Source organism: Dactylosporangium sp. NPDC006015 (genome assembly GCF_040614215.1).
Classification (GTDB): domain Bacteria; phylum Actinomycetota; class Actinomycetes; order Mycobacteriales; family Micromonosporaceae; genus Dactylosporangium; species Dactylosporangium maewongense.
In genome coordinates this window covers 291,965-310,058 of the sequence record NZ_JBEXUD010000008.1, presented here as the reverse complement: position 1 = coordinate 310,058, position 18,094 = coordinate 291,965, and the positions used below count along the sequence as shown (strand labels likewise).

The window sequence follows — 18,094 nt, the reverse complement described above, 5'->3', positions numbered from 1 at the left end:
TGCGGCATCGCGGGCGGTTCGCCGCAGGATCTGCGGTAGCCTGCCGCGATGACCGCACCCGGGCTCGACGAGGTGGACCGGCAGCTGCTCGCGGCGGTGCAGCGGGACGCCCGCGCGTCGCTGACGTCCCTCGCGGCCGCGATCCACCTGGGCGTGTCCGCGACGCGGGCCCGCCTGCGCGGCCTGGAGGAGCGGGGCGTCATCACCGGCTACACGGCCAGGGTCGACCCGGTCGCCTGCGGCCTGCCGCTGCGCGCGGTCGTGCGCATGAAGGTGCACGGCGCCCTGTACGACAAGGTCGCCGCCGTCCTGGACCGCGAGCCGCAGATCGTGCGCTGCGTCCGCGTGACCGGCGAGGCGTGCTACGTCGCCGAGATCGTCGCCGCCGACATGCCGGACCTCGCCCGCATCACCTCCGAGCTCGCCCGCGTCGGCTCCATCACCACCGACATGGTCTACGAGGTCGTCGCCGACCGCGCGATCCCCGCCCGGTAGACCTGGCTCAGTCGAGCCGGCGGCGGCCGGCGAAGCCGAGGTCGGCGCGGTGATACCAGGCGAGGTCGCGGTCGCCCTCCAGCCAGCACAGCAGCACCGGCATGCCGTCGAGCTCGGCCGGGAAGTCGAGCAGCAGCGGCGCCACGCCCTTGAGGTGCGCCCCGCTCTGCTGCACCTCGGTGACCAGCTCGTCGAACCTGGCGGACCTGGCCTTCCACTCCGGCAGCCCACCCAGCGCCGTCGCGGCGCCGCCGGGTGCGAGCGCCGCCGCCAGCTCCGCAGCGTCCGCCCGCACGGCGACGAGCTCGTCGAGCAGTGGCCGCAGCCGGCCGAGCGCCGCCCGCGCCTCCGCCACTGTGTACAGACCCATGCACCAAGTCTGGCACCCGTCCACCCGCACCGGGTGATCCGGACCGGGTCAGCCCGAAGCGGTCGTCCCCGGGGTGCCGGAATGGTCCCTGGCCCGGGCGCGGACCACGACGACCGGGCGGTCGGACTTGTGCACGAGGGTGTCGGAGGTGCTGCCCAGCAGCAGCTCGCTGAGCTTGCGGTGCCCGTGCGCGCCGACCACGATGCCGGGGCTGTCGTGCTCCCGGGCCACGCGCAGCAGGGTGTCGGCGGGGGTCAGGTCGTCGGCGACCGCGAGCGCGGTGGCGGTGGTGAAGCCGGCCTCCCGGGCGAGCTGCGCGCCCTGCCGGGCGGTCTGCTTCGCCGACTCGTACGCGGCCTCGTCCATCTCGGCGGCGCTGCGCAGGTCCAGTGCGGCCGGTGGGAGCTCGAAGCCCGGCACGGGCAGCGTCAGGGGTTCGAAGCGCCGCCCGGCCTCCCACACCGTGACGACGAGCGCCGGTTGCGGGCCGAGCAGGGCCGCCGCGTCGCGCACCGCCTGCCGTGCGGCCGCGGAGCCGTCGAAACCGAGGATCACCGGTCCTCCTGTGGTCACCGTTCCCACCGTACCGACGGATCCACCGGCTGCGGGGTGAGCGCAAGGTGGTCCGGCGCCCCGCCCGGGAGGGCTGGCAGAATGGCCGGATGGACTCGGAGCGGCGACACGCACACCGTCGCCGCGCCGCTCACCAGCCGCGACGGGGTGCCGCTGCCGCCGGAGCAGTACGTCGCCCTGGCGGCGGCGTTCGGCGCGAACCCGGCCGCCGCCGACGCGGTCGCATGGCTGCGACGGTCGGCGGCGGCCCGGGTCGCCGCGATCACCCCCGCACTGTCCTGACGGAGAGCTTCGGGTCGGCGGCGATCGACGCCTCCGAGTAGCGGCAGTCGCGCAGCTGCTTGTTGCGGAACAGCAGCGTCTGGTCGGCGTAGTTGGGCGAGCTCGGGTCGGTGGACTCGCTGTAGGTGAGGACGCAGCGCGCCGACGGGCCGGAGGACGTGTACGCGAGCGTCAGCAGGAAGCTGGTGCCGTAGTTCACGACGTACCCGCGGTCGGTGAGGTCGCTGCCCTCGGCGAACGTGCCCGGGTTCATGAACGGCTCACGGGACGAGCCCGGGAACGGTTCGTACTGCGCCATGTTGGCGATGCCGACGTTCTCCGTCGAGCCGGGCACCGGGATCCGCTGGCCGGCCTTCACGGTGTACTGGACGGACTGCAGCTGCACGTTCAGCGGCAGGCCGACGGCGCGCATCCGCAGCATCGCGCGGGCGAGCCCCGTCAGCAGCGGCGCCGGGTCGGCCGGTGCGCCGCGCGGGGTGCGGCCGGGGTCCGCGGGGTTGAACGCCACGCCGAACAGCGGACCCGCGGTCGTGAGCGCGTCGGGGTGCTCGGCGAGGACCGCGCCGATCGTCTCCCGCCACAGCACCGCGCCGCGGCTCGGCAGGTCGAACAGCCGGTCCCAGGCGGCGAGCGCGGCGCAACCGGCGCTGATGTCGACCGGCGTGCCGTCCACGTTCACAGGCCGGGTGCCCTGCGCGCGGCAGGACGCCACCGTATACCCGGCGAGCTCCGCGGCCGTCAGCGAGTCGCCGGAGAGGATGGCGGTGCCGAGGCCGGCGAGGTCGAAGCGGGCCGTGCCGTTGATGAGCCGCAGGTTCTGCCGCGACCGCGCCGACAGCGGCGTGCCCTCCGAGCCCTGCAACGGCGAGAAGCCGGTCAGGAAGGCGTTCTGGTTCGGCACCCAGTGGCTGTCGTTGGAGTTGAAGACGTAGTCGCGCCGCTGCAGCTGCGGCTGCTGGGCGAACGGGATCAGCCCCGGCGAGCGCGCCCCCGGCTGCACGACCCACGCGTTGGCGCTGTCGCTGCCGTTCAGCGCGCCGAGCGGGTGGTTCGCCATCTCCGTCAGCGACGCCACGGACAGGTTCGGCGTCGGCGACGAGTCGGTGTACCAGGCGTTGCCGGCAGAGTCGGTCGCGACCGTGTTCACCCACGGGATGCCCTGGTCGCGGCCGATCGACGCGCGCAGGCCGGCGACGTCGGTGGCGCGGGCCATGTTCATCCACACCCGCAGCAGCCGGTCGTTGTCGATGTTGGCGTCGCGGTACGTGTACGCCGTCGTCGCCGTCCACCCGAACGCGGGGTCGATCGCCGACAGGTCCAGCACCGGCCCGTACCGGGTGAACCACATGGTGCGGGTGACGGTCTGCAGCGCGCCGCCCTGGTTGACCCGGATCGTCACCTGCTTCGACGTCATCGCCTCGGGCCGCCCGTCCACGAGGTACGTGGTCGGCGAGCCGGGGACGAGGTCGACGGAGTAGAACGTGAAGCGCGACCCCTCCGCGACCGTGTGCGTCCACGCGACCTTGTCGGTGAAGCCGATCTGCACCCCGGGGATGCCGCCGAGGCTCGCGCCGTACACGTTGAGACTCCCGGGGACGGTCAGCTGCGACTCCCAGAACTTGAGCTCGCCCTCCCACGGGAAGTGCGGGTTGCCGACCAGCATGCCCCGCCCGGTCTGGGTCTTGTCCGCGCCCAGCGCCCAGCCGTTGCTGGACAGGGCCTTCTGCTGCCGCAGCGCGGCCAGCCCGTCGGTGGTGACCTCCGGCGCGATCGCGAGCGCGGCGCTCGCGCTGCCCGGCGGGGTGGCCGAGGCGATCGGGGCGAGCAGCGCGCCTCCGCTGGCCAGCAGCGCGATGTCGCGCTGGTACGCGAGGACGTCGACCGCGGAGATCGGCGCGATCCACGGCTGGCCGGCGCACCAGCCGGGCACCCTGGCGGGGCCGGCGGCGGCCAGGAACGCGTTGAAGCCGCGCACGTAGCCGTTGAGCACGTCGCGCTCCTCGGGCTGCAGCCTGGTGAGCTGCTCCCGGGCGCGGTCGACGAGGCCCAGCGACTGGTACGCGAAGTCGGTCGCCAGGTTGGCGCCGTCGGGCCCGGGGCCGAACCACCGCGACCGCTCGCTGCGGACCTTGACGACCTGGTCGGCGAGGTCGCAGAACCGGTCCTCGGCGTAGGCCCAGCCCTGCCCGAACGCGGCGCCGCCGACGCTGGTGGCCAGCACGTGCGGCACGCCGTAGCTCGTGCGCCTGATCACCGCGGTGTAGGCGCCGGAGGTGACGGTCTCCGCGGCGGCCGCGCCGGCGGGCACGCCGACGAATGCCGGCGCGAGCAGGCCTGCTGCCGATAACAATGTGAAGATCCGACGGACGCGGTGCACGGCTCCTCCGATGTGACGCAGCTGATTGACGGTGGCTCGAATCTGCGCTTTTCACCATGTGCAAGAAGACGCGTTTCAATGACGAATGCGGCGTTTTCCCCGGTCGCCGGGGTGCGCGACACGTCAGGCCACCATATTGCAATCAGTGACCTTTGTACTACCGTCAATGCCGGATCTATCGAGATTCGCTGATCAACTCGAAGATTGATCGAATTCGCCGGTCCGCCGGTTCATGCTGGGCGGGTGGCCTTGCCGTCCAGCCACAGGGTGTCGCTGCCGTCGCGGTGGGTGCCGGTCGTGCCCACGTGCTTGCCGGGGATCTTCGGGCCGTTCTTGATCACGTGGACGAGCGCCATCGCGTGGCCGCGCCCGAGGTCGAAGTCCGCCTTCAGCCAGTCGACGATCGCGCCGGCCTTGACCCCGGGCGTGTCCAGCCCCCGCGCCGCCGCAAGCCCGAGCAGCTCCCGCGGGGTCTTGCCGGTCTTGGTCTCGATGTTGTCGAGGTACGCCTGGAACGACATGTCGGTCTCCTCTGTCACCGGCACGCTCACCGTGCCGCTACAGACGCGTCGAACGGCTCGCCGCGCTTTCGACATCCGCCCCGGAACTTTTTCGCCCGGCCTTCAGTCGTCGAGGTCGACCCCCTTCGCCACGGCCAGGGCGACCGCCTTCCTGGCCTGCTCGACGTCCGTGACGACGGGGGTCAGCAGCTTCGACAGGGCCTCGAGCGCGCCCCGGTCGGTCCCGTACGCGCAAAACATGCCGGCCTCCGGGTCGTAGGAGAACCGCCGGCCCAGGTCCGGCTCCTCGACGCTCACCAGCAGCCGCGCGATCGCCTCCCAGAAGTAGCCGTGCGGTTCGTGCCCCAGGGACTCGACGGCGGTGTCGACCTGGGTGCTCCCGGCGTTCAGCAGCAGCGAGTACTTGCCCGGCGACGTCTCGATCAAGCGCAGAGGATTCATCCGCACATCCTGACAGGCGCCGCACACCGGGTCAGAAGAGCTCGGCGAGCAGGGCGGCGGCGCGGGCGGCGCCGTCGGCCGGCACGGCGCGGTAGGCGACCGGGCGGTCGATCTCCTCCGCGATCGCCGCCGCGAGCGAGTCGGGGGTGAGGGTGTCGTAGTCCATCCGCCGCCCGGCGCCGTGCCGGCGGAGCCGGTGCGTGACGTGGAACTGCTGCTCGAAGTGGTTGCGCAGCGGCACGTAGATGAACGGCCGCCCCGCCGCCGTCAGCTCCATGCACGTCGTGAGCCCGCCCTGCACCACCGCCAGGTCGCACGCGGCGAGGTGCCGGTCCAGCCCCGGCACGTACGGCAGGACGTCCAGCCCCGGCGGGGCCGCCACCGTGGCCGGGTCGATGCGGGGGCCGGCCACCAGGATCATCCGCAGGCCCGGCACCCGCCTGGCCGCCTCCGGGAACGCCGCGGCGACGAGCCGGAGCAGGTGCCCGCCGACCCCGGACCCGCCGACGGTGACCACGCAGACCCGCTCGCCGGGCCGGTACCCGAGCGACGCCCGCAACGCGCTCCGCTCCTCGTCGGTCGCCGTACCGGCGACGTAGCCGGCGAAGTCGTAGTGCTCCGTGGTCCAGTCCCTGATGCGGGGCAGCCCGGGCCCGAACGGCTCGTCGATGACGTCGTCGGGGTCGCCGACGAAGATGGACCGGTCGCGCAGGCGCGGGTACCGGTCGATGTGGCCGATCATCTCGGCGTTGTAGTCGGCGGCGACGAGGGCCTCGCGCTCGCCGCCGGACGGCATCGGCAGGAAGCCGACGAAGTCGGTGAGCCACGCGTACGCCGAACGCTTCAGCTCGGGGTTCTCGTGCAGGAAGTGGTCGACGTCCCACGCCTCGTCGCCGACGACGAGGTCGTAGCGCTCCGCCTCCAGCAGGTCGTGGAACACCATGAAGTTGGCGACGAGGATCTCGTCCATCCTGCGCAGCGCCTCGAAACAGTGCAGGTCGTGCTCGCCGGACTCGCTCTCCACGTGCGCGGACTCGTTGACCAGGAAGCGGCTCGCGGGGTGGACGCGCTCGCCCGCGTCGGCGAGCATCCGGGTCACGGGGTCCTGGGTGAGCCAGTCGATCTCGACGCCGGGCCGCAGCTCGCGCAGCTTCGCGGCGATGGCGAGGTCGCGCCGGGCGTGACCGAGACCGATCGGCGAGGACAGGTAGAGCACCCGCCGGGGCCGGGACTGCCAGCGGCCCCAGGCGCGGCGGACCGGCGCCGCCGGGCGGAACCGCTCGGCGAACCCGCGCACCAGCAGGTTGACCTGGACGGGGTCGCGGGCGAGCGGGATGTGGCCGCCGCCGTCGATGACCACCAGGTCGCCGCCGGTGAGCTCGGCGAGCGCCTCGCCGCGGGCCGGCGGGGCGACGCGATCGTCGCTGCCGTGCAGCACCAGCACCGGGCCGCGCAGCCGGCCGCACCAGTCCTCGATCTCCTCGCGCCCGGGCCGGTCGGCCTGGCTCTCGACGTCGAGCACGGCCCCGGTGGTTTCGAGGGCCCAGGCGACGCCGTCCTCGACCTGCTTCGTGGAGTGCGGCTCGCTGAAGCACTGCCCCATGAAGAACCAGGCGAAGTCCTCGTACCGCGACTGCCAGTACCGCCGGTTGTACTTGCGCCAGTGGTTCGCCGGGTCGGCGCCGAGCCGGGGCACCGCCGACGGTGGCAGGTCGGGCGAGGTACGGTCGTCCAGCCCGCCGGAGGCCGCGCGGGCCAGCGAGAGCGGCGTGAGCGCGATCGAGGCGCCGATCGCGACCGTGCCGTGCACCCGCCCGGGATGCTCGGCGGCGAGCTCCAGCGCCCAGTTGACCGCGCGGGACAGCCCGACGACGACGGCCTTGTCCGTGCCCGTCGCGTCGAGCACGGCGAGCGCGTAGGCGACCTGTGCCGCCTGCCCGTACGCCCGCGGGGTCACCGGCCGGTCGGACCGCCCGTTGCCGGGCCCGTCGTACGTGACGACGCGGAAGTGCCGGGCCAGATACGGCACCTGCAGCTTCCAGACCCGCTTGTGCACCAGCGTCCACGTCGGCAGCAGCAGGATCGTCGGGCCGCCGGCACCGTGCACCTCATAGTGCATCTTGACGCCGTCGTGCTCGACGAACCCCTCGGCGTCGGCCTGTCGCGCCCGCATCGCCCGTACCCTTCCCTCAGCGCACCGGACGGGGCACGAAGCGCGGCACCCGGCGCAGGTAGTCCTCGTAGGGTTCGCCGAGCCGGCCGCGCAGGTCGCGCTCCTCCAGGCGGACACCCACCATGATGTAGCCGGTCGACGCGAGGGCGAAGACCAGGCGCCCGACGCTCAGGTCCGGCGCCGCCCAGAACGCGATCAGGAAGCCGACCATGAGCGGGTGCCGGACGAGCCGGTAGACGAGCGGCTCGCGGAGGCCCGGCTCGGCGTAGTGCCGGTCACGGGCGCGGGCCAGCACCTGGCGCAGGCCGAAGAGGTCGAAGTGGCCGACGGCGAACGTGCTGAACACCAGGATCGCCCAGCCGAGCGCGTAGCCCGCCCAGAGGACGCCGCGGGCCCAGGCCGGGCCGACGGACCAGACGGTGGCGGGCAGCGGCTGCCACTGCCAGAACAGCAGGACCAGCACCGCGGTCGAGGCGAGGACGAAGGTGCTGCGCTCGATCGCGGCCGGGACGAAGCGGGTCCACCAGCGCTTGAACCACGGGCGGGCCATGACGCTGTGCTGGACGGCGAACAGCGTCAGCAGCGCCGAGTCGACGAGCAGCGCCCGCCAGGCCGGGCCGGCGGTGCCGTCGTCGATGCCCTTGGGCACGCCGACGCCGGCCAGGAACCCGATCGCGTAGAGCAGCGCGGCGACGAAGGCCAGGTAGGCCGCCGCGCCGTAGCCGACCACCGAGATCTTGCGAATCATGGTGCCACCTCCCTTGTTCGGTCGACCGACCGACAATCAGCAAGGTAGCATTCGGTCGACCGACCGAACAAGCACGCATCGATTGGGGACGGTTTGAACACGCAGGGCCGCATCATCGAGGCGGCGAGGACGTGCCTGCTCGCGGACGGATACGCCGCGCTGTCCACCCGCCGGGTCGCCGAGCGGGCGGGCGTGCCGCTCAGCCAGATCCACTACCACTTCGGCGGGAAGCAGGGCGTCATCCTCGCCCTGCTCGACCATGAGAATCAGCAGCTCGTGGCGCGCCAGGTCCGCATGTACGGCGCCGAGACCCCCCTCTGGAAGCGCTACGAGCAGGCGTGCGACTTCCTCGACGACGACCTCGCCTCCGGTTACGTGCGGGTGCTGCAGGAGATGATCGCGGCCGGCTGGTCCGACCCGCAGGTGGCGGCGCGGGTGACCGCGATGCTGGAGGCGTGGTTCGCCGTGCTGGTGCAGGTGTCGACGGAGGCCGAGCAGCGGTTCGGGTCGCTCGGGCCGATGCGCCCGGGCGACGTCGCCGGGCTCATCGGCCTGTCGTTCCTCGGCGGTGAGGCCGTCGTCCTGCTCGGCAGCGAGGACTGGAGCGGGCGCGTCCGCGGCTGGCTGCGCAGCGTCGGCGACCTGATCCGCCACTTCGAGGAGGGCGACGTCAGCGGGCCGTCCCGAAGTTGATGCTGAGGTTCGACGGGTCCGGGGCAGCGTTGTGCCGGGCGGGACGGTAGCCGCGCACGGCGCCCGAGAGGTAGACGAGGAGGGCGCCGACGAGCCACGGGTACAGGACCGAGACGAACATCAGCGGCAGCATCATCCCGGCGGGGAGCCAGACCATCAGGCCGGCCACCGCATAGACGGCCAGGCGCTTCAGGCCCCGGCTGAGCGGCTTGTCGCCCGGCGTGAGCCCCCTGAGCATGTCGATCAGCGACTTCACCAGCAGCACCAGGCCGACGAGGATCGCCAGCAGCGCGGCCTGGAAGGTGCGCGGGTCGAGGATGTCCACCCTCGCGTCGGACGCGTCGGCCTGGATCGCCTCGGCGAAGAGCGTGCGGGCGCCCCGCAGGTCCGCGCCGCCGAGGTCCGCCTGGGTCAGTGACGCGCCGGTGAAGTCGGCGCCGCGCAGGTCCGCCTTCGGCAGGTCGGCCTGGCCGAGGTCGGCGCCGGCGAACGACGCGTCACGGGCATCGACGAGATCCAGGTGCGCCTGGCCGAGGTCGGCGTCGTCGAACGACGCGTCACGGGCGTCGACGCGGTCCAGGTGCGCCTGGGTGAGGTCGGCGTCGTCGAACCGGGCGCCGCGCAGGTTGGCACCGGTCAGCGTGGCCTGCACCAGGTCCGTGCCGCGGAACGAGGCGCCGTGGGCGTCGATGCCGGACAGGTCCTCCTGGCCCAGGTCGAGGCCGTCGAGGACGGCGCCGTGCAGGTCGGCGCAGGTGAGGTCGGGCAGGCCCTCGGTGGTGGTGATGTGCTGCCCGGCGAGCTGCGCCCGGGTCTCGGGGCAGTCGGGCCCGGGAGCCGGCTCCGCGGCGGCGGGGGCGGCACCGACGAGCACGGCGATGATCAGCAGGGCGCCCGCGGCGCGGGCGAGGCGGATGGTTGGCACGCGCAACAGCATCGAGCGTCATGCACTCCCGCCGCCGCACTCCGTCTGGATCGCGACACGGTAGCGCCGGTCACGCCCGCCCGGGCGCCCTTACGACCATGTCAGGGATGCTCGGTGGGCCCAGTAGGCCGCGGGGGTCTCGGCGGGCGGGACTGGGCCGGGGTCGTCGACGTCCAGGGCGCGCAGGTTGGCGGCCAGCTGCGCGGTCGTGGCCGCGCCGGACAGCACCACACCCGCCCACGGCTGGTGCAGCGCCGCGGCGATGGCGGCCGCGTCGCAGCCGGCGAGCCGCCCGTTCGCCAGGGACTCCTTGACGATGACGGTGCGGCCGTCCGCGTGCGCCTCGGCGAGGGCCGGCCCGGCGGACGGCTCCAGCGGGTTCCACGTCGCCTGCACGGTGCGGAACAGCGGCTCGCCGCCCACCTCGACGCGCAGCGCGGCCCGGATCGCGTCGGCCTGGCACGGCCCGCTGGTGGACAGCCCGACGGTGATGCCGGTGGCGGCGAGGTCCGCGAGCCGCCGGTGCAGGGTGGCGTCGGTGAGCGCGGTGCTCTCCGGTGTCACGGAGTGGATCTGGTACAGGTCGAGCCGGTCCCCGAACAGGTCCAGGGTCTCGGCGACCTGCCGGTCGAACGTGGCGACGGAGTGGTCCTTCGCCTCGTGCACGGGCGCGTCGACCCGCCATCCGGCCGTGTACGTGTAGCCCCACTTCGACCCGGCGACGGCGCCCGCCTTCCCGGGCAGCCAGCCGGCGAGGAACTCCTCCGCCAGCCCGTAGGAGCGGGCCACGTCGAAATACCGGACCCCGGCGGCGTACGCGGCGTCGAGCAGCTCGTGGCTGCGGGCCCGCAGCGCCTCGACCGACCGGTCCGCGGGCAGATCCCGCTCCCGGCCGAGGTTGATGTACCCGGGCCGCCCCACGGCGGCGAGCCCGAGGCCGATGCGCATCGCGGGCGGTTCGAACGGCATGACCGATCCTATGCCAGTCCTACGCCGTGCGGCGGCGCCGGATGAGCATGACGACGCCCACCACGCCGGCGGTCAGCGCCACCGCGCCGACGGCGAGGATCGTGGGCCAGATCGAGTAGCCGCCGGTCTTTCCGGTCGCGGGCTGGGCGACCGCCGTCGCGGGCGCGGCGGACGGCGGGGCGGCGTGCAGCTTGGCCGCCTCCTCCGGGGTGACGAGGTGCCCGACGGACGTCCCGGTCGGCAGGGCGAACCCCCAGTCGAGCAGCATCGTGCCCTGCTTCCACGCGCGGGCGGGCACGATCTCGGCGCCCATGACGGTGACGACGAGCCGCCGCCCGTTGCGCTGGGCGGCGCCGACGTACGTGTGCCGGGCCTCGTCGGTGAAGCCGGTCTTGCCGCCGATCGCGCCCTGGTAGCTGGTGAGGAGCTTGTTCTCGTTCTGGATCTGGAAGCCCTTCGGGTCCTTCGGCGGCTGCGCGGGCCACTGGTAGGCGAGGGTGGTGTCGTACGTGATGAAGTCCGGCCGGGCGAAGTCGGCGCGGGCGATGAGGGCCAGGTCGTAGGCGCTGGTGAGCTGGTCGGGGGCGTCGAGCCCGGACGGGGTGACGGCGTGGGTGTCGTCGGCGCCGAGCCGGCGCGCCTCGGCGTTCATCGCGTCGATCGTGGCGGCCACCCCGCCCTCCCCGCCGGCGACGCGGGCGAGGGCGTTGGCGGTGTCGTTGCCGGACTGCAGCAGCAGCCCGAGCCACAGCGTCGACACCGGGTACTTCCCGCCGACGATCATGCCGACGGCGGAGCTGTCCTTGGGCAGGTCGAGGTCCTCGGCGGTCGCCTCGACGACCTGCGCGGGGTCCAGCTTCGGCAGGGCGGTCGCGGCGAGCAGCAGCTTCTGCACGCTCGCCGGCCGGCGGCGCAGGTGCGGCGCGCACGCGCCGAGGACCTCGCCGGTGTCGAGGTCGGCGACGATCCACGACATGGCCGACAGCGTCGGCGGCGCCGCCGTCCCGGCCGCCACGGCCAGCCCGGTCGTGCCGAGCTGGTCCCCGCCGACGGCCTGGGCCGCGGGGTCCAGCACGGGCGACGGCGGCGTCGGCGGGATGGTGGGGATCGAGGCGTACGGGCAGGGCACCACCGCGGGAGGCGCCGCACCGAGCACCGGAGCGGGCCACGCCAACAACCCCGCGCTCACCACGGCCGCCACCAGACCCGTCGCTCTCATGGCGGGCAGACTAACGCTCCGCGGCGAGGTACGCCCCCGCACCACCGCCAACCACGATCGACACCACCCCGGACACCAGCAGGCTGAAGGCCTGGCCGGTCCGGCGCGGCGCCAGGGCGAGCCAGGCGACGATCAGGTGGAGCCCCCATGGCCTGCCACCCATGAGCGATCCGTGTCCATGGCCGCGGCGTGGGCGGCAAGGGCGTCGACGGCGGCGGCGACGGCCGGGCGGGCGGCGGCGCTGTCCCGCCACAGGGCGAACACCCGCCTGGCCGGCTGGGGGTCGATCGGCACCAGCCGGACCCCCGCCGGCACGGGGTCGCGGCCGAGCCGCGGGATCACGGCCGCGCCGAGACCGGCGGCGACGAGCGCCAGCTGCGTCGAGTGCTCCGACGCGGTGTGCCGGATCCGGGCCTGGGCGCCGTGCCGGCGCAGGGTGGCGGCGAGCCAGTCATGGCAGATCTGGCCCGTGCTCCAGCCGATCCAGTCGTCGGCGGCCAGGTCGGTGACGGCGACCGCCGACCGCCCCGCGAGGGGGTGCCCGGCGGGCAGCGCCACGTCGAACGGGTCGTCCAGCAGATGCCGGCGGGACAGGCCGTCCGGGACGCCGAGGACGTCGTCGGACCAGTCCTGCACGACGGCGACGTCCAGGTGGCCGCGGCGCAGCGCGGCGACCGCCGCGTCGGGCTCCCGCTCCGACAGCGACACGTCCAGGTCGGGGAAGCGGCCGGTCAGCTCGGCCAGGACACCCGGCAGCAGCCCCCGGGCCGCGGTCGCGAACGCGGCGACGGCGAGCGGCCCGGCGACGACGCCGCGGTGCTCGGCGAGGCCCGCCTCGACCCGCTCGACCAGGTTGAGCACGTCGGCGGCGCTGCGGGCGAGGACGGCGCCGGCCTCGGTGACCCGGATGCCGCGGCCCTGCCGCTCGACGAGGCGCTGGCCGACCTCCCGCTCCAGCCGGGCCATCTGCTGCGACACGGCCGACGTGGTCACGTGCAGCGCGGCGGCGGCCCCGCCGACCGAGCCGGTCGTCCAGATGGTGTGCAGCACGCGGAGGCGCTCCAGGTTCAACACCGTAGCGATGCTACGCGATTGCCTGAAGAACCTTTCACTTGTCCTTACCAGTCGCGGGCAGCAGGGTGAACCGCATGGACACAACCTTTGCCATCGGCGGCGACATGAAGGTCCACCGGCTCGGGTTCGGCGCGATGCGGCTCACCGGCCCGCCCGCGTCGCCGGAGCGGGAGACCGCCCTGACCGTCGCCCGCCGGGCCGTCGAGCTCGGCGTCACGCTCGTCGACACCGCCGACTCCTACGACCTGGGCGCCAACGAGGAGCTCGTCGCCGAGGCGCTGCGCCCCTACCGGGACGGCGTCGTCGTCGCCACCAAGGGCGGGCAGGTCAACCTCGGCCGGGAGTGGATCCCGCTCGGGAGGCCCGAGTACCTGCGCCAGCAGGCCGAGCTGAGCCTGCGGCGACTGAAGGTCGACCGCATCGACCTGTACCAGCTCCACCGCGTCGACCCCGAGGTGCCCCTCGCGGACCAGATCGGGGCGCTGCGGCGGCTGCGCGACGAGGGGAAGGTCCGGCACGTCGGGCTGTCGGAGGTGACCGTCGAGCAGCTCGTCGAGGCGTCGCGGATCATGCCGATCGCCAGCGTGCAGAACCGCTACAACCTCACCGACCGCGCCTCCGAACCGGTGCTGGAGCACTGCGAGCGGCACGGCATCGCGTTCCTGCCGTGGCTGCCGGTGGCGCCCCTGAGCAGGGGCTCCGACACCAGCGGGGACGCCGTCAGCCGGGTCGCCGCGCGGCTCGGCGCGACCCGGACGCAGGTCGCCCTGGCCTGGCTGCTGCACCGCTCCCCCGTCGTGCTGCCGATCCCCGGCACGTCCCGGCTCGCGCACCTCGAGGAGAACGTCGCCGCCGCCGGCATCACGCTCGACCCGGCCGACCTGGACGAGCTCGAGTAGGCTCCCTGCCGTGGTCAGGGTGGGGATCGCGGTCTTCGTGTGCCGCGGCGGCAGGTTCCTCATGGGGCGCCGCCGCGGCGCGCACGGCGCCGGCACGTGGTCGGTGCCGGGCGGGCACCTCGAGTTCGGCGAGTCGTTCGAGGACACCGCGGTCCGCGAGGTCCTCGAGGAGACCGGCGTCCAGATCACCAACGTCCGGTTCGGCGCCGTCACCAACGACGTCTTCGCCGACGAGGACCGGCACTACGTCACCGTCTGGATGCTCGCCGACCATCTCGCGGGCGAGCCGGCGATCCTCGAGCCCGACAAGTGCGTGAGCCTCGCCTGGCACGACCTCGACGACCTCCCCGAGCCGCTCTTCCTGCCCTGGCGGCAGCTGCGGGAGTCGCCGCTGTTCGACGCGATCCGGCGGGAGTTCAGCGCGACACGGTGAAGGCCACCGGGCCGACCCGCAGGACCCCGTCGTCGAGCGGCTCGCAGCGCACGCCGCCCTTGCCCCGCAACGCCTTCCACGCGCCCGGCCCGATGGTCGCGTCCATCCAGGCGCACGGGTGCGCGGCCCGCCGCACCCGCAGCCGGACCGGCCCGTCGCCGCTGTCGAGGGTCAGCTCCGCGCCGACGAGCTCGTCGACGGCGATCCCGGCGACCATGATGTTGCGCCGCACCTGCGTCAGCCCCGCCCCGTCGGGCAGCGACTCCCGCGCGATGACGGTGACGCTCGCCTCCCGGTGCGCCGGCCTGCCGAAGTACCGGTCGCCGACGACCCCCAGCCCGGCCCGGATCCGGATCTCGCCGACCAGCTCACCGGCGGATGCCGGCAGCGGACCGTCGGCGGGGCGCCCCACGTACCGGTGCGACGGCGACGACAGCAGCTCCACGATCTCCGCCATGACGGCAGTCTGCCACCGCCCGCTTCCCTTGCCGGGCCCGCCGTCGGGTCCACTGTCGGGTCTCAGGGGGCGACCGGGGCCGATCCCTGATGCCGTCCAGGGTCCCGGCGGCGCACGCTTGAGGAACAACGCGATCACGCGACGAAGGAGCGAGACGATGGAAAGCGTGCACCAGTCGATGCGACAACAGGGCCTGGTCCGGCCGGCGCAGGGCCGCGTGCTCGGCGGCGTGTGCGCCGGGCTCGGGCGGCGCTTCGGCATCGACCCCTGGCCGGCGCGGCTGCTGTTCATCCTGATCCTGCTGCTGATCCCGGGCAGCCAGATCCTGATCTACCCGATCCTGTGGATCATCATGCCGGCCGAGCCGGTGACCGCGACGCCGCCCGTCGATGTCTGGGCGAAGACCACTCACTAAGATCAACCGGCATGTCCGACGAATGGCGTGCCAGGCTCACCCCCGCGTTCGAGGCGCTGCTCGGCGCCCCACTGTCCGACCACCCGGAGGACGCGACCTACGCCACCTTCGCGTGGGGCAACTTCCTCGGTGAGACCGGCCTCGACCGGCTGCCGGCGTGGCTCGACCCCGCGGCCCTGCGCGGCGACACCGTCCTGGTGCACCAGCACCTGGCGATGAACGACGAAGGGCCGCTGCGGGTCGACGCGGCCGGTTCACTGTTCGACATTCCATCGGCGGATGGATTGCTGGAGGGTCGCGACCTCCAGCTGCCCCCTGCGGAGGACTGGCGCGTCGCGTACGTGCGGCTCGCCTCCGACGGCACGCTCTTCGACGCGATGCGCGTCGCCACGCAGGTCGGCGACGGACCCGAGGACCTGATCGAGTTCGAGTTCGACGCCGACGAGGAGTGGGAGGCCGCCCTGGCCGAGGCCGGCGTCGACGACGAGCTGCTCGCCCACCTGCGCTGGTGCTGCGCCGACGGCACCGCCGGCATGGTCTTCAACGGCACCGGCCCGTTCAAGGTCCCCCGCGGCACCGTCGTCGCGTCGTGGTCCGACGAGGCCGGCTTCCAGTGGGACATGGCCGTCGTCAGGCTCTAGGGGGCGCCGGCTCAGCTGCCGCCCTCGCCGCGTTCGGTCGCGGTCTGCGCGGAGTGGACCGGGTCGCTGGAGTCGGGCTTGCGGTCGAACGGCAGCCCCGGCGCGTCCGCCTGCCCGCCCGGGCCGAGCGTCGTGCGCGCCCCCACGGCCGACGCGTTCGGGCGGTCCGGGTCGTCGATCGCCTCGGCGCCCGCGGTGCCGGGCGTGCCGGTGGTGCCCATCGTGGCGTTCTCGTCCGTCTTCTCGTCGCTCATACCTCCCGCATACCCACTGGCGGCCCCGCGTCCCATCGCACGGCAGTGCAGGATCGGTGCATGGACACCAGCGCACGGTTCAGCGTCGGCGACGGGTACGCGGTGTACCGGGGACCCGCGGCGGACAGCGCCCCGCACCGCCACGCCGCGTTTCAGGTGGCGATCGCCGCGCGCGGCGAGGTGCGGATGGTGGACGCCGACGGCACCGAGCACCGGGGTGCGGTGCTGGTGGTGGCGCCGATGGTGCGGCACAGGATGCTCGCGACGGCGCACCTCGTCACGTTCTTCGTCGAGCCGCAGTGCGTCTTCGCCGGTCGGTTGCGGCGGCGGTACGGTGGAGGCATCGCGCACGCGGCCGAGCTGCACGCCATGAGCGAGGGCGATCTCGGCCCGGCGAGCGTGTGCCCGGCCGGCGGGATCGACCCGCGGCTGCTGCGGGTCATGGAGACGCTGCGCGGCGACGCGCCGCCGATGGCCGACCTGGCCGACGCGGTGGGCCTCTCCCCGCAGCGGCTGCGCGCCCTCGCCCAGGCGCAGCTGGGCATGCCGCTGGCCCGCTGGCGCGGGTGGGCGCGGCTGCGGCGGGCGGCGGAGGCGCTGCAGCGGGGCCGGTCACCGGCCGACGCGGCAGCCGAGGCGGGCTTCACCGACCAGGCCCACCTGACCCGCCGGATGCGCGAGATGATCGGCCTGACCCCCGCCGTCGCCGTCGCGGCCCTCGCCGGTCCGGTGCCCCGTCAGGGGCGGCGCGCGACGTAGAGCGAGATCGACCCGGTGACCGTGGGCACGACCTCCGCCTCGCGGACGTCGCCGAACCCGGCACCGGCGATCAGCTCGGGCAGGACGCCGTCGGCGTTGGGCTGCGTGTCGGCCCTGCCGTCGGCGAGCTGTACGGTCCGGAACGCCAGACGCATCAGCCTCGTGCGCTGCAACCCGTAGTCGGCGACGACCAGCCGGCCGCCGGGGCGCAGCACCGCGTGCATGGACGCGAGGATCGCCCGCTTGACCGGGACCGGGCACTGGTGGAGCACGAGACTGGACACGGCCGTGTCGACGGATCCGGTGCCCAGCAACGACACCAGAGCGTCACCCATCCCTCGCTCCCACCGCACCGTCGCACCCGGCCGGTCGGCGGCGGCTTTGCGTTCGGCGGCGGCCAGGACGGACGGGTCGGGGTCGACGCCGACGATCGTGGCGCGGGGCTCGGCGCGGGCGAGGAGCAGCGCGAGGGTGCCGGTCCCGCAACCGACGTCGACGATGGTCTCGCCGGGGCGGGGCGACGCGTACATGACGACCGATGACCGCCAGCGTCGCTCGCGGGTCAGTGCGACCACCGGATCGTAGAACCTCGTCGGCGCCAGGCGGCCGAGCGCGGGGGTGAAGTCATCGCTCATGCCGGGCAGTCTGCGCGACCCGGCGGCGGCCCGGCTTGCACAGAACGCTCGCCGCCACCCGAGGGCGCCGGCGCCGCGACGGCACCGGCGCCCCCGGGGCTGCTCGGGGGGCTACTCGCCAGCGGACACCTGGTTCTTGACGTCGTCGTAGCCGGCCTTCGCCGGCGGCTCGCCGGGCGCGTAGATCACCCGGATCACGCCCGTCGGGAAGACCTCCGTCGCCGTCACCTTCAGGTGGTACGGGGCGTCACCCTCGTCGAACAGCCGGCGGCCCTTGCGCGCCGCCACCGGGTGCACCAGCAGGCGCACCTCGTCGACCAGACCGGCGGCGAGCAGCTGCTGCACCACCGAGATCGAGCCCGGAATGAGGATGCCCTTGACGCCGGGGTCGGCCTTGAGCGCCGTGACGGCCTCGACGAGGTCGCCGGCGATCAGCTCGGAGTTGCGCCACGTGAACTCCAGCGGCTGCCGCGACACGACCACCTTGCGCACGTCGCCGAGCTGCTTGGCGAACCCGGCGTCCTCGCCGCCCGCGGCCTCCCGCTCGGGCCACGCCCCGGCGAAGCTGTCGTAGGTCTCGCGGCCGATCAGCAGCACGTCGGAGGTGTCGTAGTCCTCGCCGACGCAGCGGCCCATGTTGTCGTCGAAGTACGGGAAGTGCCAGTCGGGGTCGATCTCAGCCACGCCGTCGGCCGAGATGAACAACGTGGAGATGACCTTCGCCATCGCGGTGATCCCTTC

General features: G+C 73.8%; 24 protein-coding genes. 8 read left to right on the top strand and 16 right to left on the bottom strand.

Translation table 11 applies throughout. The features are described 5' to 3' along the window. Positions 1–48 precede the first annotated feature (48 nt). Positions 49–495: an Lrp/AsnC family transcriptional regulator gene (locus ABZ321_RS17255; protein WP_344510585.1), complete on the top strand. Its 447-nt coding sequence runs from the start codon at positions 49–51 to the stop codon at positions 493–495. A 7-nt stretch (positions 496–502) separates the two neighbouring features. Here the strand turns inward: ABZ321_RS17255 and ABZ321_RS17250 are convergent, their stop codons facing one another. Both ABZ321_RS17250 and ABZ321_RS17245 read right to left on the bottom strand, forming a co-directional pair. After that, positions 503–865 (bottom strand): DUF2203 domain-containing protein, encoded by a 363-nt coding sequence (locus tag ABZ321_RS17250; RefSeq protein ID WP_344510587.1) that lies wholly within the window; start codon positions 863–865, stop codon positions 503–505. A gap of 48 nt (positions 866–913) precedes the next feature. Next, complete coding sequence (locus tag ABZ321_RS17245) at positions 914–1,438, bottom strand: universal stress protein (RefSeq protein ID WP_354892052.1); 525 nt, start codon at positions 1,436–1,438, stop codon at positions 914–916. A gap of 81 nt (positions 1,439–1,519) precedes the next feature. Between ABZ321_RS17245 and ABZ321_RS17240 the strand changes: the two genes are divergently transcribed. Next, a complete protein-coding gene (locus ABZ321_RS17240; protein ID WP_354892049.1) occupies positions 1,520–1,720 on the top strand; it encodes a hypothetical protein in 201 nt (66 codons plus the stop codon). Here ABZ321_RS17240 and ABZ321_RS17235 read toward each other — a convergent pair. The 5 genes from ABZ321_RS17235 to mddA form a co-directional block, all read right to left on the bottom strand. Beyond that, a complete protein-coding gene (locus ABZ321_RS17235; RefSeq protein WP_354892046.1) occupies positions 1,701–4,097 on the bottom strand; it encodes a penicillin acylase family protein in 2,397 nt (798 codons plus the stop codon). The genes ABZ321_RS17240 and ABZ321_RS17235 overlap by 20 nt on opposite strands. A gap of 230 nt (positions 4,098–4,327) precedes the next feature. Beyond that, the gene (locus ABZ321_RS17230; protein ID WP_354892043.1) at positions 4,328–4,636 is read right to left on the bottom strand and encodes a DUF4287 domain-containing protein; all 309 of its coding nucleotides are present in this window, start codon (positions 4,634–4,636) and stop codon (positions 4,328–4,330) included. Positions 4,637–4,720: 84 nt separating this feature from the next. Beyond that, positions 4,721–5,059, bottom strand: coding sequence for an Imm51 family immunity protein (locus tag ABZ321_RS17225; RefSeq protein ID WP_354892040.1), 339 nt, complete (start codon positions 5,057–5,059; stop codon positions 4,721–4,723). A 31-nt stretch (positions 5,060–5,090) separates the two neighbouring features. Further along, positions 5,091–7,232, bottom strand: a complete 2,142-nt coding sequence (locus tag ABZ321_RS17220; protein ID WP_354892037.1) for an alpha/beta fold hydrolase — start codon at positions 7,230–7,232, stop codon at positions 5,091–5,093. Between the two features lie 16 nt (positions 7,233–7,248). Then, a complete protein-coding gene (gene mddA, locus ABZ321_RS17215) occupies positions 7,249–7,980 on the bottom strand; it encodes a methanethiol S-methyltransferase (protein WP_354892034.1) in 732 nt (243 codons plus the stop codon). A 93-nt stretch (positions 7,981–8,073) separates the two neighbouring features. On the opposite strand from mddA, the gene ABZ321_RS17210 reads away from it, so the two are divergent. Then, positions 8,074–8,673 carry a TetR/AcrR family transcriptional regulator gene (locus ABZ321_RS17210; RefSeq protein WP_354892031.1) on the top strand — a complete coding sequence of 200 codons (600 nt, stop codon included), beginning with the start codon at positions 8,074–8,076 and terminating at the stop codon, positions 8,671–8,673. Here ABZ321_RS17210 and ABZ321_RS17205 read toward each other — a convergent pair. The 5 genes from ABZ321_RS17205 to ABZ321_RS17185 form a co-directional block, all read right to left on the bottom strand. After that, positions 8,651–9,598, bottom strand: a complete 948-nt coding sequence (locus ABZ321_RS17205; RefSeq protein ID WP_354892028.1) for a pentapeptide repeat-containing protein — start codon at positions 9,596–9,598, stop codon at positions 8,651–8,653. The two genes, ABZ321_RS17210 and ABZ321_RS17205, sit on opposite strands and share 23 nt — an antisense overlap. Before the next feature lie 90 nt (positions 9,599–9,688). Then, on the bottom strand, positions 9,689–10,567 hold the full coding sequence (locus tag ABZ321_RS17200; RefSeq protein WP_354892025.1) for an aldo/keto reductase: 879 nt from the start codon (positions 10,565–10,567) through the stop codon (positions 9,689–9,691). Positions 10,568–10,586: 19 nt separating this feature from the next. Then, positions 10,587–11,786 carry a D-alanyl-D-alanine carboxypeptidase family protein gene (locus ABZ321_RS17195; protein WP_354892022.1) on the bottom strand — a complete coding sequence of 400 codons (1,200 nt, stop codon included), beginning with the start codon at positions 11,784–11,786 and terminating at the stop codon, positions 10,587–10,589. A 10-nt stretch (positions 11,787–11,796) separates the two neighbouring features. After that, a complete protein-coding gene (locus tag ABZ321_RS17190; protein WP_344510610.1) occupies positions 11,797–11,949 on the bottom strand; it encodes a hypothetical protein in 153 nt (50 codons plus the stop codon). Then, positions 11,919–12,860: a LysR family transcriptional regulator gene (locus ABZ321_RS17185; RefSeq protein ID WP_354892018.1), complete on the bottom strand. Its 942-nt coding sequence runs from the start codon at positions 12,858–12,860 to the stop codon at positions 11,919–11,921. Before ABZ321_RS17185 ends, ABZ321_RS17190 begins: the two co-directional genes overlap by 31 nt. A 74-nt stretch (positions 12,861–12,934) precedes the next feature. Between ABZ321_RS17185 and ABZ321_RS17180 the strand changes: the two genes are divergently transcribed. Together ABZ321_RS17180 and ABZ321_RS17175 are read left to right on the top strand one after the other, a co-directional pair. After that, positions 12,935–13,759, top strand: a complete 825-nt coding sequence (locus ABZ321_RS17180; protein WP_354892015.1) for an aldo/keto reductase — start codon at positions 12,935–12,937, stop codon at positions 13,757–13,759. A gap of 10 nt (positions 13,760–13,769) precedes the next feature. Further along, complete coding sequence (locus tag ABZ321_RS17175) at positions 13,770–14,192, top strand: NUDIX hydrolase (protein ID WP_354892012.1); 423 nt, start codon at positions 13,770–13,772, stop codon at positions 14,190–14,192. Here the strand turns inward: ABZ321_RS17175 and ABZ321_RS17170 are convergent. Beyond that, on the bottom strand, positions 14,176–14,649 hold the full coding sequence (locus ABZ321_RS17170) for a molybdenum cofactor biosysynthesis protein (RefSeq protein ID WP_344510617.1): 474 nt from the start codon (positions 14,647–14,649) through the stop codon (positions 14,176–14,178). The genes ABZ321_RS17175 and ABZ321_RS17170 overlap by 17 nt on opposite strands. A 157-nt stretch (positions 14,650–14,806) precedes the next feature. Between ABZ321_RS17170 and ABZ321_RS17165 the strand changes: the two genes are divergently transcribed. Beyond that, complete coding sequence (locus tag ABZ321_RS17165; RefSeq protein WP_344510619.1) at positions 14,807–15,064, top strand: PspC domain-containing protein; 258 nt, start codon at positions 14,807–14,809, stop codon at positions 15,062–15,064. Between the two features lie 11 nt (positions 15,065–15,075). Then, positions 15,076–15,705, top strand: a complete 630-nt coding sequence (locus ABZ321_RS17160) for a hypothetical protein (protein ID WP_354892008.1) — start codon at positions 15,076–15,078, stop codon at positions 15,703–15,705. Between the two features lie 11 nt (positions 15,706–15,716). Here the strand turns inward: ABZ321_RS17160 and ABZ321_RS17155 are convergent, their stop codons facing one another. Further along, on the bottom strand, positions 15,717–15,959 hold the full coding sequence (locus ABZ321_RS17155; protein ID WP_344510623.1) for a hypothetical protein: 243 nt from the start codon (positions 15,957–15,959) through the stop codon (positions 15,717–15,719). A gap of 60 nt (positions 15,960–16,019) precedes the next feature. Here ABZ321_RS17155 and ABZ321_RS17150 point away from each other — a divergent pair, with 60 nt between their 5' ends. Continuing rightward, entirely contained in the window at positions 16,020–16,718 is a 699-nt protein-coding gene (locus ABZ321_RS17150) for an AraC family transcriptional regulator (RefSeq protein ID WP_344510625.1), read from the top strand. On the opposite strand, the gene ABZ321_RS17145 is transcribed toward ABZ321_RS17150, so the two are convergent. Together ABZ321_RS17145 and ABZ321_RS17140 are read right to left on the bottom strand one after the other, a co-directional pair. Then, positions 16,697–17,353 carry a methyltransferase domain-containing protein gene (locus ABZ321_RS17145; protein ID WP_354892004.1) on the bottom strand — a complete coding sequence of 219 codons (657 nt, stop codon included), beginning with the start codon at positions 17,351–17,353 and terminating at the stop codon, positions 16,697–16,699. The genes ABZ321_RS17150 and ABZ321_RS17145 overlap by 22 nt on opposite strands. A gap of 111 nt (positions 17,354–17,464) precedes the next feature. Continuing rightward, a complete protein-coding gene (locus ABZ321_RS17140; RefSeq protein WP_354892001.1) occupies positions 17,465–18,079 on the bottom strand; it encodes a dihydrofolate reductase family protein in 615 nt (204 codons plus the stop codon). Between the last annotated feature and the right edge of the window lie 15 nt (positions 18,080–18,094).